At 65.4% G+C, this 14,530-nt stretch carries 12 protein-coding genes, 1 tRNA gene and 1 pseudogene; 9 read left to right on the forward strand and 5 right to left on the reverse strand.

The features are described from left to right. Positions 1 to 21: 21 nt before the first annotated feature. The 3 genes from OMP44_RS02070 to OMP44_RS02080 all read left to right on the forward strand — a co-directional run bounded on the left by OMP44_RS02070 (position 22) and on the right by OMP44_RS02080 (position 3,644). The gene (locus OMP44_RS02070; RefSeq protein ID WP_280306213.1) at positions 22 to 1,515 is read left to right on the forward strand and encodes a CoA-acylating methylmalonate-semialdehyde dehydrogenase; all 1,494 of its coding nucleotides are present in this window, start codon (positions 22 to 24) and stop codon (positions 1,513 to 1,515) included. A gap of 269 nt (positions 1,516 to 1,784) precedes the next feature. Then, positions 1,785 to 2,522: a hypothetical protein gene (locus OMP44_RS02075; RefSeq protein ID WP_187979902.1), complete on the forward strand. Its 738-nt coding sequence runs from the start codon at positions 1,785 to 1,787 to the stop codon at positions 2,520 to 2,522. 63 nt (positions 2,523 to 2,585) lie between these two features. Further along, positions 2,586 to 3,644, forward strand: coding sequence for a Gfo/Idh/MocA family protein (locus OMP44_RS02080; RefSeq protein ID WP_280306216.1), 1,059 nt, complete (start codon positions 2,586 to 2,588; stop codon positions 3,642 to 3,644). Between the two features lie 6 nt (positions 3,645 to 3,650). Here the strand turns inward: OMP44_RS02080 and OMP44_RS02085 are convergent, their stop codons facing one another. The 3 genes from OMP44_RS02085 to OMP44_RS02095 form a co-directional block, all read right to left on the reverse strand. After that, positions 3,651 to 4,193, reverse strand: coding sequence for an invasion associated locus B family protein (locus tag OMP44_RS02085; protein WP_280306218.1), 543 nt, complete (start codon positions 4,191 to 4,193; stop codon positions 3,651 to 3,653). A gap of 75 nt (positions 4,194 to 4,268) precedes the next feature. Further along, positions 4,269 to 4,607, reverse strand: a complete 339-nt coding sequence (locus OMP44_RS02090) for a zinc ribbon domain-containing protein YjdM (protein WP_158894478.1) — start codon at positions 4,605 to 4,607, stop codon at positions 4,269 to 4,271. Between the two features lie 70 nt (positions 4,608 to 4,677). Beyond that, entirely contained in the window at positions 4,678 to 5,691 is a 1,014-nt protein-coding gene (locus tag OMP44_RS02095) for a sensor histidine kinase (RefSeq protein ID WP_252977173.1), read from the reverse strand. Positions 5,692 to 5,954: 263 nt separating this feature from the next. Here OMP44_RS02095 and OMP44_RS02100 point away from each other — a divergent pair, with 263 nt between their 5' ends. Continuing rightward, complete coding sequence (locus OMP44_RS02100; RefSeq protein ID WP_273861460.1) at positions 5,955 to 6,329, forward strand: response regulator; 375 nt, start codon at positions 5,955 to 5,957, stop codon at positions 6,327 to 6,329. An 82-nt stretch (positions 6,330 to 6,411) separates the two neighbouring features. On the opposite strand, the gene OMP44_RS02105 is transcribed toward OMP44_RS02100, so the two are convergent. Both OMP44_RS02105 and OMP44_RS02110 read right to left on the reverse strand, forming a co-directional pair. Beyond that, a tRNA-Asn gene (locus OMP44_RS02105) sits at positions 6,412 to 6,487 on the reverse strand. A gap of 82 nt (positions 6,488 to 6,569) precedes the next feature. Next, positions 6,570 to 7,772 carry an amino acid aminotransferase gene (locus tag OMP44_RS02110; RefSeq protein ID WP_280306222.1) on the reverse strand — a complete coding sequence of 401 codons (1,203 nt, stop codon included), beginning with the start codon at positions 7,770 to 7,772 and terminating at the stop codon, positions 6,570 to 6,572. A gap of 247 nt (positions 7,773 to 8,019) precedes the next feature. Here OMP44_RS02110 and uvrB point away from each other — a divergent pair, with 247 nt between their 5' ends. From uvrB to OMP44_RS02135, 5 genes and pseudogenes are all read left to right on the forward strand, one after another. Next, complete coding sequence (gene uvrB, locus OMP44_RS02115) at positions 8,020 to 10,029, forward strand: excinuclease ABC subunit UvrB (RefSeq protein WP_187979897.1); 2,010 nt, start codon at positions 8,020 to 8,022, stop codon at positions 10,027 to 10,029. Between the two features lie 221 nt (positions 10,030 to 10,250). Continuing rightward, positions 10,251 to 11,732 carry a glutamate--tRNA ligase gene (gene gltX / locus OMP44_RS02120; RefSeq protein ID WP_280306224.1) on the forward strand — a complete coding sequence of 494 codons (1,482 nt, stop codon included), beginning with the start codon at positions 10,251 to 10,253 and terminating at the stop codon, positions 11,730 to 11,732. 58 nt (positions 11,733 to 11,790) lie between these two features. Beyond that, positions 11,791 to 12,402: a YitT family protein gene (locus OMP44_RS02125; protein ID WP_280306226.1), complete on the forward strand. Its 612-nt coding sequence runs from the start codon at positions 11,791 to 11,793 to the stop codon at positions 12,400 to 12,402. Between the two features lie 113 nt (positions 12,403 to 12,515). Continuing rightward, a complete protein-coding gene (gene hisC, locus OMP44_RS02130) occupies positions 12,516 to 13,628 on the forward strand; it encodes a histidinol-phosphate transaminase (protein ID WP_280306227.1) in 1,113 nt (370 codons plus the stop codon). Between the two features lie 13 nt (positions 13,629 to 13,641). After that, positions 13,642 to 14,526 (forward strand): annotated as a pseudogene (locus OMP44_RS02135) (prephenate dehydrogenase/arogenate dehydrogenase family protein); the annotation flags it as partial. Between the last annotated feature and the right edge of the window lie 4 nt (positions 14,527 to 14,530).

Consider the following 14,530-nt stretch of genomic DNA (forward strand, 5'->3'; position numbering starts at 1 on the left):
CCTCGTACAAGGAGTCCCTTCATGAGTCCCAAGCATCTCATCGGCGGCCAGCTGGTCGACGGTGGCAGCCGCCGCGCACCGATCTACAACCCCTCCACCGGCGCGGTCATCCGCGAAGTGCCCCTGGCCGATGCGGCCACCCTGCAGCAGGCCGTTGACGCCGCCCAGGCCGCCTTTCCGGCCTGGCGCAATACCCCGCCGGCCAAGCGCGCCCAGGTGCTGTTCCGCTTCAAGCAGCTGCTGGAGAGCAACGAAGAGCGCCTGGTGCAGCTGATCAGCGAAGAACACGGCAAGACCCTGGAAGACGCCGCCGGCGAATTGCGTCGCGGCATCGAGAACGTGGAATACGCCACCGCGGCACCCGAGTTGCTCAAGGGCGAATACAACCGCAACGCCGGTCCGAGCATCGACACCTGGTCCGACTTCCAGCCCCTGGGCGTGGTGGCCGGCATCACCCCCTTCAACTTCCCGGCCATGGTGCCGCTGTGGATGTATCCGCTGGCCATCGCCTGCGGCAACACCTTCATCCTCAAGCCCAGCGAGCGTGACCCCAGTTCCACCCTGGCCATCGCCCAGCTGTTCGAGGAAGCCGGCCTGCCCAAGGGCGTGTTGAACGTGGTGCATGGGGACAAGGAAGCCGTGGACGGCCTGATCGACGCCCCCGAGGTCAAGGCGCTGAGCTTTGTCGGCTCCACCCCCATCGCCGAATACATCTATGCCCGCGGCACCGCCAAGGGCAAGCGCGTCCAGGCCCTGGGCGGCGCCAAGAACCATGCGGTGGTCATGCCCGATGCCGACCTCGGCAACACCGTCAATGCCCTGATGGGCGCTGCCTATGGCTCCTGCGGCGAGCGCTGCATGGCCATCTCGGTGGCGGTCTGCGTCGGTGACCAGGTCGCCGATGCCCTGATCGCCCGGCTCGTGCCGGAGATCGAGAAGCTCAAGGTCGGCCCGGGCACCCAGTGCGGCCTGGACATGGGCCCGCTGGTTACCGGCGCGCACCTGGACAAGGTCACCGGCTATGTCGTCGATGGCGTGGCGGCGGGCGCCAAGCTGGTGGTGGACGGCCGCAGTCTCAAGGTCGCCGATCATGAAGAGGGCTTCTTCCTCGGTGGCTGCCTGTTCGATCAGGTCACCCCGGAGATGCGCATCTACAAGGAAGAGATCTTTGGTCCGGTGCTCTGCGTGGTGCGGGTCAAGAGCCTGGCAGAGGGCATCGCCCTGATCAATGCCCACGAGTACGGCAACGGCACCTGCATCTTCACCCGCGACGGCGAAGCGGCGCGGCTGTTCGCCGATCAGATCGAGGTGGGCATGGTCGGCATCAACGTGCCGCTGCCGGTGCCGGTGGCCTACCACAGCTTCGGCGGCTGGAAGAGATCGCTGTTCGGCGACCTTCACGCCTACGGCCCGGACGGTGTGCGCTTCTACACCCGCCGCAAGACCATCACCCAGCGCTGGCCGCAACGCGAGGCCCAGGAGGCTTCGCAGTTTGCCTTCCCCAGCAACGGCTGAGCCTGTTCAAAAGCTGCTACGCGTCGGTCGAACGGCGTTGAAAATGCCCTGGGTCGCCAGCCCGGTCGGAATGCTCATTTACTACTTGTAAACCCGAGCGCAGGTCCGATCCGCTTCCTCAGCCATTTTCGCGGGCCACCTAGGCCGTGTTTGTCGCTAGCTCGCGAGCCTTTGAATAGGCTCGAAAAGGCCCATTCCTTGGCCTGCCGCACAGCAGGCCGGCCAGGGAAGGCCTTACCCTTCGGCTGCCCTTAGCCGCCGAAGCCCCCATGCCTGCCCTTACCTTCACAGCCGTCGCCCGTCTCGGGTGTGTGATTGGCCTCCTGCTCGCGAGCCTGGCCGGCTGTAGCAGCCAGTCCGCCCAGGACATTGCCCGGCAATTCGGCAAGACCCGCCCCAGCGAATTCCTGCAGACCAGCTCCGACCGCATGGCTACCCTCGCCATGCAGGCCAATCTGCAAAGTCTCTACCGGCTGATGAACAAGCTCTACCTGCGCAATCCGGCCGAATGGAAGAAGACCGGCCTGCCCGATGCCGCCAGCGCCGAGCGCGAGATCCGCATGGCCATCGAGCAGCAGCGCAGCCTGCCTGCGCTGGGCGGACGCAAGGACGTGGCGGCCCTGAGCTACGTGCTCGGCGACGACTACCGCGGCGACCGCGTCGGCGCCTTCATCTATGCCATCGGCAGCATGATCATCGCGGCCCACGGCAATCGCACCGAGTTCTACATCACCGATGTGGTGAATGCGCGCTTCGTCAACAACGCGGCCCGCAACATTGAGAAAGCCACCTGGCTGCTCGGCCAGCGCAAGAACGCCGAGGGCGAACCGCTGCTGTTCGCCAACGAGATCTCGGAGGAGGGCAGCAACCTCAGCTTCGCCACCGAGTTCGGCAAGATCGTCGCCCGCCTGGACCTGCTCGCCCAGTTGCTCGACGAGCGCTATCGGCGCATCGGCGTCAACTACGCCCAGAGTCTGCTGTTCATCAATTTCCTGCCGGTGCAGTAGCGCCTTCGACCGGGCGTCCCTTAGAGTCGAGCGACCTCGACAACCACAACAAGGGGTTCTCTCATGGTCGCTGCCTTGCGCATCGCCCTCATCGGCGCCGGCAACATGGGCCGCCAGCACCTGCATCATCTTCAAGCCGTGCCGAGCGCCCGGCTGTGCGCCCTGGCCGATCCCGATCCGAGGGCGGCCGAGCTCGCCGCGCAGTGGGCCGTGCCGCATTTCCGCGATCATCGGCAGCTGCTGGAAAGCGTGCGCCCGGAAGCGGTGATCGTCGCCAATCCCAATGCGCTGCATGTGGCCACCGCCCTGGATTGTCTGGATCTGGGCATCCCGCTGCTGCTGGAGAAGCCCGTGGGGACCACGTCAGCAGAGGTGGCTCAGCTGCTGCACGCCCAGCGCGACCAGCGCGTGCCACTGCTGGTCGGGCATCATCGTCGCCACAATCCGCTGATCGCCAGGGCTCATGAATTGTTGCGCCAGGGCGCGCTTGGCCGCCTGGTCACCGTCACCGCGCTGTGGCAACTGCAGAAGCCTGAGAGCTATTTCGAGAGTGCCTGGCGCCGCGAAGCGGGGGCCGGGATGCTGCTTACCAATCTGATCCACGACCTCGACCTGCTGCGTCATCTCTGCGGGGAGGTGCGCCAGGTCCAGGCCTTCGCCGACAACGCCCTGCGCGGCTACGCCAATGCCGACAGCGCCGTGATCAATCTGCATTTCGAGAGCGGCGCCCTGGGCAGTCTCACCGCCAGTGACGGCGCCGTCGCGCCCTGGAGCTGGGAGCTCACCAGTGGCGAGAATCCGGTCTATCCCCACCAGCCTGACCAGTCCTGCTACCTCTTCGCCGGCACCGAAGGCGCCATGAGCGTGCCGCAGCTGCGCCTCTGGCGCTATGCCGAGCCGGGCGCCGGCTGGCACCAGCCGCTTGCGACAGAGGTGCGGGCAACGGTCCCGGACGAGGCCTTGCGGCTACAGCTGGAGCACTTCGTGCGGGTCGCGCGGGGAGAGGAGGCTCCCCTGGTCAGCACTGAGGATGCCGCCCGTACCCTGGCGCTGGTGGCCGCCGTGGAGCGTGCCGCCGCCAGCGGCACGGCACAGCACCCGGCAGCGCCCTTGCCAGACTAGCGGTCCTTACAGCGGCTTGGTCAGTTCCTTGGCGCGGTCATAGGCCTTGGAAAAACCCTTGAGCGACAGGCTTTCGCTGGCGGTCTCGCCATTGGCGACCGGAGTGGTCACGGTCAGGCGACCGCCGCGCTGCAGCTGCTTGAAGACGTCACCGACGAATTCCACCGGCACCACGCAGCCCTGGGGGATGCAGGTGTGGAAGGGCCGACTCTCCAGGCTGCGCTTGTCGATCTGCAGCGAGATCGGCTTGGTCACCGCCACGCCAAAGGGCAGCACCAGGATGCCGTCCACACCTTCCCGATTGGGGCGCAACTCGGTGACCAGCATGCGCTGGCCCTTGGCGCTGTCCTTCTGCTGGGTGATGGCGCACAGCTGCGCGGAGCGGTCCGCGTTGCGGGCGATGCGGCAGATCACCTGCCAGTCGCCATACTTCTCCGTGACTGACGGCTGAGGTTCCTGGGCGTTGGCAGGCGCCGACTGGGCGAAGGCCTGGCCGGCGAGCAGCAGGGGCGCGAGGAACAGGGCCGAGCGGATGAAGCGCTGAGACATGGAGAGTCCTTGGCAGGAGGGAAAGAGCCTCAAGGGTAGGGCATCGCTCCGCCAGGGAACACCCCGGCACGACGATCAGACCTTTTTGACGAACTCGGATTTGAGCTTCATCGCACCTATGCCATCGATCTTGCAGTCGATGTCGTGATCGCCGTCGACCAGGCGGATGTTCTTGACCTTGGTGCCGACCTTGACCACCAGCGACGAGCCCTTGACCTTGAGGTCCTTGATCACGCTGACGGTATCGCCGTCCTGCAGGGGATTGCCGACCGCATCGCGGATCACCTTGGCTTCAGCCGCGGTACCGACGTCCCCGGGCGTCCATTCATGGGCGCATTCCGGGCAGATCAGCTGATCGCCATCGGCGTAGGTGTATTCGGATGCGCAGAGGGGACAGGGTGGCAAAGCGGTCATGGCGGGGCACCTGGCTGGAAAAGCCGCGCATTGTATAGGGTTTTAGCCCGGCGCGGGTGGGGGCCATGCCCTAGGCTGCCAGCTGTACCTCGACCACGGTACCGTGGTCGTTGCGGTAGTGCGCCTCGCCACCGAGCTGTTCGGCCAGGCTCTTGATGATCTTGAAGCCCAGGCGCTGGCTGGTACGCGGATTGAATTGCGGCGGCATGCCCCGACCGTTGTCGGCGATCCGCAACAGCAGTCGCTGATCGTCGCCGCGCTGCAGGCTGATGCTGATCAGGCCACGCTGGCCGGCGTCGAAGGCGTGCTTGAGGGAATTGGTCACCACCTCCGCCACCAGCATCGACAGGGTGGTCAGACGGGGCAGGTCGAAATTGAGCGGTTCGGCGGTGATGGCGCAGGAGACATTGGCCTGGCCCGCGGCGGCCAGCAGATCACTGGTCAGCAACTGCAGGTGATGGGCCACTGGCTGATCGGCATCGGCGGGGTCGTGCAGGCGCCGGTGGATGCGCGAGATGCTCTCCAGCCGCGAACGGGCTTCTTCCAGGGCCTGGGACGCCTGGCTGTCGCCGGGCAACTTGAGTTGCTGCAGCATGAGCAGCGAGGCGATGAACTGGATGTTGTTGGCGACCCGGTGCTGCAACTCCTGGAACATCGTCGTCTGGACGTTGTAGAGGTCGTGGATCACCTGCTGTTCGGCGCGCAGCCGGGCGCTGGCCGTGTGCATGTAATGGATCAGCACGATGTCGACGCTGACGATGACCACATAGAAGGCCAGGGCCAGGGCACCCTGGGGCCCTACGTCGAAGGTCCAGCCCGGCGGAATGAAGAAGTACCAGGCGGCCAGTCCGGACAGCACGGCGCAGAGGGTGCCGGCGCGGCTGCCGCAGAAGAAGGCGGTCAGGATGACGGCGGGAAAGAAGGTCAGGTAGGGAAAGCCCTGCATCAGGACGTCCACCAGGGCGAAGCGTGCCGCCAGGGCCAGGGCGAATGCCAGCAAGGCGAGGCTGTAGGCCAGTGCCGGGCGAGCGCGGATCCTGCTGCTGAGATCGCTGATCCAGTGACGACGAGACGACGGATCCAAGGCTCTGACCTGCGGGGTAGACGGCGGCGGCGCAAGCTTAACGCAAAGCCGTCTCGCTTGGGCGGATGGTGGCACCAAAGGTGGCTCTGTCCGGCTCGACGGCGATTTCCTGTACAAGGCCTGCACCTTCCCGAGCGAAATGGCTGGCTCTGGGCGGGACGAGGGTTTTTTCTTGTACAGAGTGCCCTTGGTCGTACAAGTCAGGACGGCAGCGAAACGTTATGGTCAAACGATTACGTCTTTAACCATCACAGGATTCGCTCATGAGTTGCCAGCGCGTATTGGTCGCCGAAGATGAGCCCGTCCTATTGGATCTGCTGCAGGAGCTGTTCGAGGGCTGGGGTTATCAGGTGCATGCCTTCGGCAGTGCCGATGCGGCCTGTGCCTTTCTGCAGGACGAGCAGCCGCAGCTGGATCTGCTCTTCACCGATGTGCGCATGCCGGGAATCCTGAGCGGCGTCGACTTGGCACTGCAGGCCCGTGGGCGGCAGGCCAATCTGCCCATCGTCATCACCTCGGGCTATTGCGACGACAATCCCGCTCGCGCGGCACGAGCGACCTTTCTGCCCAAGCCCTGGGATCTGGAGGCGTTGCACCGCAGTTGCCCGCCGCCCGGGCGCCAGGGGCGCTATGCCTAGACCCTTTGCAGGGGCCGGTGACAGGTAAGTTGCGCCCATGAAAAAGCCCGTAGCGGTCGCCCGCTACGGGCTTTTCAGATTTTGGCTCCGCGACCTGGACTCGAACCAGGGACCCAATGATTAACAGTCATTTGCTCTACCGACTGAGCTATCGCGGAACAACGGAGCGTATCTTACTGATAGATAACGGGAAGTCAAGCCTTGGCAGCGCCTTGAAAAGACGCTGCCGGAAGTGCCATCTTAGCCCTTCAGGACGGCGGCGATGGCCTGGACGGTCGGTGGCAGATTGCGCTCGTTCAACGCCGCCACACAGATGCGTCCGGTGCTGACCGCATAGATGCCGAATTCGCTTTTCAGCCGCTCGACCTGCTCGGCGGTGAGGCCGGAGTAGGAGAACATGCCGCGCTGGGCGTTGACGAAGGCGAAGTCGCGAGTGGCGCCAGCCGCGGCCAGGCCTTCCACCAGGGCGTTGCGCATGGTGCGGATGCGCTGGCGCATCCCGCCCAGTTCGGCTTCCCACAGGGCGCGCAGCTCGGGATTGCTCAGCACACTGGCGACGATGGTGGCGCCATGGGTCGGCGGGTTGGAGTAGTTGGTGCGGATCACCCGCTTGACCTGGGACAGCACCCGGGCGCTTTCCTCGCGGCTCTCGCTGACCAGGGTCAGCGCGCCGACCCGCTCACCGTACAGCGAGAAGGATTTGGAGAAGGAGCTGGAGACCAGGAAGGTCAGGCCGGAGTCGGCGAACAGGCGTACCGCCTGGGCGTCTTCCTCAATGCCGTCGCCAAAGCCCTGGTAGGCGATGTCGAGGAAGGGCACCAGGTTGCGCGCCTTGACCACGTCCAGCACCGCCTGCCAGTCGGCCGGCTGCAGATCGACGCCGGTGGGGTTGTGGCAGCAGGCGTGCAGCACCACCACCGAGCGCTCCGGCAGCGCCTGGAGATCGGCCAGGAAACCTGCGCGATTTAGGCCGTTGCTGGCAGCGTCGTAATAGCGATAGTTCTGCACGGGAAAGCCGGCGCCCTCGAACAGCGCGCGGTGGTTTTCCCAGCTCGGGTCACTGATGGCGACCACGGTATCCGGCAGCAGCCGCTTGAGGAAGTCGGCGCCGATCTTCAGCGCACCGGTGCCGCCAACGGCCTGCACGGTGATGGCACGGCCTTCGCGCACCAGGCTCGACTCGGCGCCGAACAGCAGGTGCTGGACGGCCTGGTCATAGGCGGTGATGCCCTCGATGGGCAGGTAGCCACGCGGTGCCTGGGCGGCCACGCGCTGCTGCTCGGCCTCGGCCACGGCGCGCAACAGCGGAATGCGGCCCTGCTCGTCGTAGTAGACCCCCACGCCCAGATTGACCTTGTGCGGACGGGAATCGGCGTTATAGGCCTCGTTCAGGCCAAGGATGGGGTCGCGGGGTGCCATTTCGACGGCGGAGAACAAACTCATGGGGCAGGGGCTCGAATGAGGGGTGAAGGGAAGGGCGGAACGCTTAGGAACCAGGAGTATAGCCCCCTGCAGGCACCATCGCGACCCGACCTCGGTAGGAGATTTCCTGACGTGCGGCGCCGCAGGCGGATTGCAAAGGGGTGCATGCGACCTCATCTAGGGCCTTCCAGCTTTTTCCTCGTCCACACCGCCCTGACCTTGCGTCGGCGCGGTGGTGTCCGTGCATTTCCGCGCTCTTGAGGCAGCCATGTCCGCATTCCAGCTCTCCACTCGCTACACCCCGGCCGGCGACCAGCCCGAAGCCATTCGCCAGATGGTGGAAGGCCTGGAGGCGGGCCTGTCGCACCAGACCCTGCTCGGCGTGACCGGCTCGGGCAAGACCTTCAGCATCGCCAACGTCATCGCTCAGGTGCAGCGCCCGACCATGGTGCTGGCGCCGAACAAGACCCTGGCCGCCCAGCTCTATGGTGAATTCAAGGCCTTCTTCCCGAACAACTCGGTGGAGTACTTCGTCTCCTACTACGACTACTACCAGCCGGAAGCCTATGTGCCCTCGTCGGACACCTTCATCGAGAAGGACTCGTCCATCAACGACCATATCGAGCAGATGCGTCTGTCCGCCACCAAGGCGCTGCTGGAGCGCAAGGACGCCATCATCGTCGCCTCGGTGTCCTCGATCTACGGCCTGGGCAGTCCCGAGGCCTACCTGAAGATGGTCCTGCACCTGGATCGCGGCGACCGCATCGACCAGCGCACCATCCTGCGTCGCCTGGCCGAGTTGCAGTACAGCCGCAACGACATGGAATTCGCCCGCGCGACCTTCCGGGTGCGCGGCGACGTCATCGACATCTTCCCTGCGGAATCCGACCTGGAAGCGGTACGCATCGAGCTGTTCGACGATGAGGTGGAAAGCCTGTCGGCCTTCGATCCGTTGACTGGCGAGGTGATCCGCAAGCTGCCGCGCTTCACCTTCTATCCCAAGACCCACTACGCCACGCCACGCGAGACCCTGCTGGGCGCCATCGAGAACATCAAGCGGGAGCTCGCCGAACGCCTGGAATGGCTGCGCAGCCAGAATCGCCTGCTCGAAGCCCAGCGGCTGGAGCAGCGCACTCGCTTCGACCTGGAAATGATCCTCGAACTGGGCTATTGCAACGGTATCGAGAACTACAGTCGCTACCTGTCCGGGCGGGGTCCGGGCGAGCCGCCACCCACTCTCTATGACTATCTGCCGAGCAATGCCCTGCTGGTGATCGACGAATCCCACGTCACCGTTCCGCAGATTGGCGCCATGTTCAAGGGCGACCGCTCGCGCAAGGAAACCTTGGTGGAATACGGATTCCGCCTGCCCTCGGCGCTGGACAACCGTCCCCTGAAATTCGAGGAGTGGGAGGCCGGTGCGCCCCAGACCATCTTCGTTTCGGCTACCCCCGGTCCCTATGAGGAAGAGCACGCCGGCCGCGTGGTCGAGCAGGTGGTGCGCCCCACCGGCCTGGTCGACCCCATCATCGAGATCCGTCCGGCCACCACCCAGGTGGACGATCTGCTCTCCGAGATCCGCCTGCGCGTGGCCCAGGAGGAGCGGGTGCTCTGCACCACCCTGACCAAGCGCATGGCCGAGGACCTCACCGACTACCTGGCCGACCACGACGTACGGGTGCGCTACCTGCACTCGGACATCGACACCGTGGAACGAGTGGAGATCATCCGCGACCTGCGCCTGGGTACCTTCGACGTCCTGGTAGGCATCAACCTGCTGCGCGAAGGCCTGGACATGCCGGAAGTCTCCCTGGTGGCGGTGCTCGACGCCGACAAGGAAGGCTTCCTGCGTTCCGAGCGTTCGCTGATCCAGACCATCGGCCGGGCGGCGCGCAACCTCAACGGCAAGGCCATCCTCTATGCCGACAACATGACCGGCTCCATGCAGCGCGCCATCGACGAGACCGAACGGCGGCGCAACAGGCAGCTGGCCTTCAACGAAGAACACGGCATCGTGCCCCAGGGCATCAAGAAGGACATCCGCGACATCATGGAAGGCGCCGCGGCCCCGGGTGCCAAGGGCAAGCGCCGGGTGGCCAAGGCCGCCGAGGACCAGGGCGAATACGCCGCCGAACTGCGCTCGCCGAGCGAGATCGGCAAGCGCATCCGTCAGCTCGAAGAGAAGATGCTGCAACTGGCGCGCGACCTGCAGTTCGAATCCGCCGCCCAGCTGCGCGATGAGATCCAGGCACTGCGCGAGCGCCTGGTCCAGGTCTAGGAGCCTGTACCTGTTCTGCTGCGCGTCGGCCAAGCTGCGTTGAAAATAGCTTCGGAATGCTCATTTACCCTTCGTAAACTCCGCTTCCTCAGCTATTTTCGCCTTGCTTGGCTCTAGCTCGCGAGAACATGAACAGGCTCGGGCTTTCCGCCAACTGGCAGCGCCAGGGCTGGCGCTGCTACCATTCCGCCTTTGTCCCTTCGCGTTTTTCGAGAAAGCCGATGACCACCGTTCGCACGCGCATCGCGCCGTCGCCCACCGGCGACCCGCATGTCGGTACCGCCTATATCGCCCTGTTCAACCTCTGCTTCGCCCGTCAGCACGGCGGTCAGTTCATCCTGCGCATCGAGGATACCGACCAGGTCCGCTCGACCCGCGAATCCGAACAGCAGATCTACGACGCCCTGCGCTGGCTGGGCATCGAATGGGACGAAGGCCCCGACGTCGGCGGCCCCCATGGCCCCTATCGGCAGAGCGAGCGCGGCGAGATCTACTGGAAGTACGCCCGGGAGCTGGTGGAGAAAGGGCATGCCTTCCTCTGCTTCGCCACCCCGGAAGAACTCGACCAGATGCGCGCCGAACAGCAGGCACGGGGCGAGACCCCGCGCTACGACGGTCGCGGCCTGCGGCTGACCCCGGATGAGGTGCAGCAGCGCCTGGACGCCGGCCAGCCCTATGTGATCCGCATGAAGGTCCCGGAGGAGGGCGTCTGCGTCGTCCCCGACCTGCTGCGTGGCGAGGTCGAGATCCCCTGGGATCGCATGGACATGCAGGTGCTGATGAAGGCCGACGGCCTGCCCACCTACTTCCTCGCCAACGTGGTCGATGACCACCTGATGGGTATCACCCACGTCCTGCGCGGTGAAGAGTGGCTGCCCTCGGCGCCCAAGCTGATCAAGCTCTACGAATACTTCGGCTGGGAGCAGCCGCAGCTCTGCTACATGCCGCTGCTGCGAAATCCCGACAAGAGCAAGCTTTCCAAGCGCAAGAATCCCACCTCGGTGACCTTCTATCAGCGCATGGGCTATCTGCCCGAGGCCATGCTCAACTACCTCGGCCGCATGGGCTGGTCCATGCCCGACGAGCGCGAGAAATTCACCCTGGACGAGATGGTCGAGCATTTCGACCTCCAGCGCGTCTCCCTGGGCGGTCCGATCTTCGATGTCGAGAAGCTCTCCTGGCTCAACGGCCAGTGGCTGCGCGAGCTGAGCCCCGAGCGCTTCGCCGCCGAGGTGCAGCAGTGGGCGCTCAATCCCGAGTACCTGCTCAAGATCGCCCCGCTGGTGCAACAGCGGGTCGAGACCTTCAGCCAGATCGCCCCGCTGGCCGGCTTCTTCTTCAGCGGCGCCCTGAATCTGGATCCGGCGCTGTTCCAGCACAAGAAGCTGTCCGCCGACCAGGTCCGCCTGGTCATGCAACTGCTGCTGTGGAAGCTCGAAGCCCTGCGCCAGTGGGACAAGGAACGCATTACTGCGGTGATCCAGGCGGTCGCCGAGCACCAGCAGCTCAAGTTGCGCGACGTCATGCCGCTGCTGTTCGCCGCCATCACCGGTCAGGCCAGTTCGGTCTCGGTGCTGGATGCCATGGAGATCCTCGGTCCGGACCTCACCCGCTTCCGCCTGCGCCAGGCGGTCGAGCTGCTGGGTGCGCCTTCCAAGAAGGAAACCAAGGAGTGGGAGAAGCTGCTGGCCGAACTCGGCTGACAGTCTCCCGGCCGACCCCGACGTCGGGGTCGGCTTCCCCTCGCGCCAGGATGGCCCCATGACCTCCGTGACTCCCCAACGGCACAATCTGCTCGAAGATGTGCTGGCCTTGCTCAGCGCGACCCTGATGATCGCCCTGGCGGTCAACCTCTATCGCCAGGCCGGCCTGCTCACAGGCGGTACCGCAGGCCTGGCCTTTCTCGCCCAGTACGGCACGCGCCTCTCCTTCGGTCAGGCGTTCTTTCTCATCAACCTGTCGTTCTACTGGCTGGCCGTGCGGCGCATGGGCTGGGCCTTTACCCTGCGGACCCTGGCGGCCGTGACCCTGGTGTCGCTGCTGACCGAGTTGACCCCGCACTTCATCGCTTTCAGCGCACTGCAACCCCTCTATGCCGCGGTGATGGGCGGCGTCCTGATGGGCGTGGGGCTGCTGATCCTCTTCCGTCACCAGGCCAGCCTCGGCGGCATCAACATTGCCGTGCTCAATCTGCAGCAGCGCTATGGCTGGCGAGCGGGCAAGGTGCAGATGGGCATCGATTGCCTGATCGTCCTGTTGGCGCTGTGGGTCGTCGAGCCCGTTGCCATCCTCGTCTCGATCCTGGGCGCCGTGATCCTCAATCTGACCCTGGCGATCAACCATCGGCCCGGGCGTTACAGCGCCATCAGCTAGGGGCTTTCCGTCGCGCAGGCGCAACTTCGATTGGTCCGCGACCCGCCTTGGCTTTAAGATGGCGCCCATTTTCGGCGGCCCGACCGTCGTCATTGCAAGTTGAAGAGGTCTCCATGAGCTGCGATTTCCTGGCACAAGCCCTTCCCGGCGTACAGAAACTCTCGCCCTACGTGCCTGGCAAGCCCGTCGATGAACTGGCCCGTGAACTGGGCATGGCGCCGGCCAGCATCGTCAAGCTCGCCAGCAACGAGAACCCGCTCGGCCCCAGCGCCAAGGCCCTCGAAGCCATTCGTGCCGAACTGGCCGAGCTGACCCGCTATCCGGATGGCGGCGGCTTCGACCTCAAGCAGGCCCTCAGCCAGAGATTCGGTGTGGCCGCCCCTGGCATCACCCTGGGCAACGGCTCCAACGACATCCTCGAACTGGTCGCCCGGGCCTATCTGGCGCCCGGCTACAACGCCGTGTTCAGCGAGCATGCCTTCGCCGTCTATCCGCTGGTGACCCTGGCCATCGGCGCCGAAGGCCGCAGCGTCCCGGCCAAGGACTACGGGCATGACCTCGACGCCATGCTCGCCGCCATCGATGCCGAAACCCGGGTGGTCTTCATCGCCAATCCCAACAACCCTACCGGCACCTGGTTCGACAGCGAGGCCCTGGCACTCTTCCTCGCCCGCGTACCCGAGCACGTCCTGGTGGTACTGGACGAGGCCTATATCGAATACGCCGAGGGCGACGAGCTGCCGGACGGCCTGGCATTCCTTGCCCAGTACCCCAACCTCGTCGTCTCGCGTACCTTCTCCAAGGCCTATGGCCTGGCCGCCCTGCGCGTCGGCTATGCCTTCTCCTCGCCGATCGTGGCCGACGTCCTCAATCGGGTGCGCCAGCCGTTCAACGTCAATAGCTTGGCCCAGGCCGCGGCCTGTGCGGCCCTGGCCGACAGCGACTACCTGGCCCGCAGTCGGGCCCTCAACGATGCGGGCATGGCCCAGCTGGAAGCCGGTTTCCGCGACCTCGGCCTGGCGTGGATTCCTTCCCGTGGCAATTTCATCGCCGTGGACCTGGGGCGCGACGCCGCGCCGATCAACCAGGGGCTGCTGCAGGAGGGCGTCATCGTGCGGCCCGTCGCCGGCTATGGCATGCCGACCTTCCTGCGCGTCTCCATCGGCACCGAAGCGGAAAATGCCCGTTTTCTGACGGCGCTGAGCAAGGTCCTGGGTCGTGGCTGAAGTGGCCACCCTTCTGATCGACCGTCTCGTCGTTGTCGGCCTGGGCCTGATCGGCGGCTCCTTCGCCAAGGGCGCTCGCGCCAGTGGTCTCTGTCGTGAGGTGGTCGGGGTCGATCGCGATCCCGAGACCCGCCGGCTGGCGGTCGAACTGGGTGTGGTCGACCGCTGCGTCGCCGAGCTGGACGATGCCTGCCCGGGTGCCGACGTCATCCAGCTCGCCGTGCCCATCCTGGCCATGGAGCGGGTGCTGGCCGATCTCGCGGCCTTGCCGCTGCAGGGTGCCATCCTCACCGACGTCGGCAGCGCCAAGGGCAACGTGGTGCGCGCCGCTCGCCAGGCCTTCGCCGACCAGTCGCTGCGCTTCGTGCCGGGTCATCCCATCGCCGGCTCCGAGCGCAGCGGCGTCACGGCAGCCAACGCGGCGCTGTTCAATCGGCACAAGGTCATCCTCACGCCACTGGAAGAGACCCTGCCGTCCGATCTGGACAAGGTCGACCGGCTCTGGCGCGCCATAGGGGCCGATGTCGAACACATGACCGTCGAGCATCATGACCAGGTCCTCGCTGCCACCAGCCACCTGCCGCACCTGCTGGCCTTCAATCTGGTGGATTCCCTGGCCAAGCGCAGCGAGAACCGCGAGATCTTCCATTACGCTGCTGGCGGTTTCCGCGACTTCACCCGCATCGCCGGCAGCGATCCGACCATGTGGCACGACATCTTCATCGCCAATCGTGAAGCCGTGCTGCAGGCCCTGGACACCTATCGCGCCGATCTCGACGAGCTGCGCGGCGCCATCCAGGCCGGCGATGGTCAGTTCCTCATGGAGGTGCTGACCCATGCCCGCGGCGCGCGCGAATATTTCGGGCGCATCCTCGCCAGTCGTACCCAGGCCGGCGCTCAGG

Source organism: Pseudomonas flavocrustae (genome assembly GCF_029872515.1).
Taxonomy (GTDB): Bacteria; Pseudomonadota; Gammaproteobacteria; order Pseudomonadales; family Pseudomonadaceae; genus Chryseomonas; species Chryseomonas aestiva.

Coding starts and splice junctions, on each gene's coding strand:
- OMP44_RS02110 (WP_280306222.1), bottom strand. CDS start 7,772: ATGAGTTTGTTCTCCGCCGTCGAAATGGCACCCCGCGACCCCATCCTT.
- OMP44_RS02085 (WP_280306218.1), bottom strand. CDS start 4,193: ATGTCTCAGCGCTTCATCCGCTCGGCCCTGTTCCTCGCGCCCCTGCTG.
- uvrB (WP_187979897.1), top strand. CDS start 8,020: ATGTCCGCATTCCAGCTCTCCACTCGCTACACCCCGGCCGGCGACCAG.
- OMP44_RS02080 (WP_280306216.1), top strand. CDS start 2,586: ATGGTCGCTGCCTTGCGCATCGCCCTCATCGGCGCCGGCAACATGGGC.
- OMP44_RS02075 (WP_187979902.1), top strand. CDS start 1,785: ATGCCTGCCCTTACCTTCACAGCCGTCGCCCGTCTCGGGTGTGTGATT.
- OMP44_RS02090 (WP_158894478.1), bottom strand. CDS start 4,607: ATGACCGCTTTGCCACCCTGTCCCCTCTGCGCATCCGAATACACCTAC.
- OMP44_RS02125 (WP_280306226.1), top strand. CDS start 11,791: ATGACCTCCGTGACTCCCCAACGGCACAATCTGCTCGAAGATGTGCTG.
- OMP44_RS02100 (WP_273861460.1), top strand. CDS start 5,955: ATGAGTTGCCAGCGCGTATTGGTCGCCGAAGATGAGCCCGTCCTATTG.
- gltX (WP_280306224.1), top strand. CDS start 10,251: ATGACCACCGTTCGCACGCGCATCGCGCCGTCGCCCACCGGCGACCCG.
- OMP44_RS02070 (WP_280306213.1), top strand. CDS start 22: ATGAGTCCCAAGCATCTCATCGGCGGCCAGCTGGTCGACGGTGGCAGC.
- hisC (WP_280306227.1), top strand. CDS start 12,516: ATGAGCTGCGATTTCCTGGCACAAGCCCTTCCCGGCGTACAGAAACTC.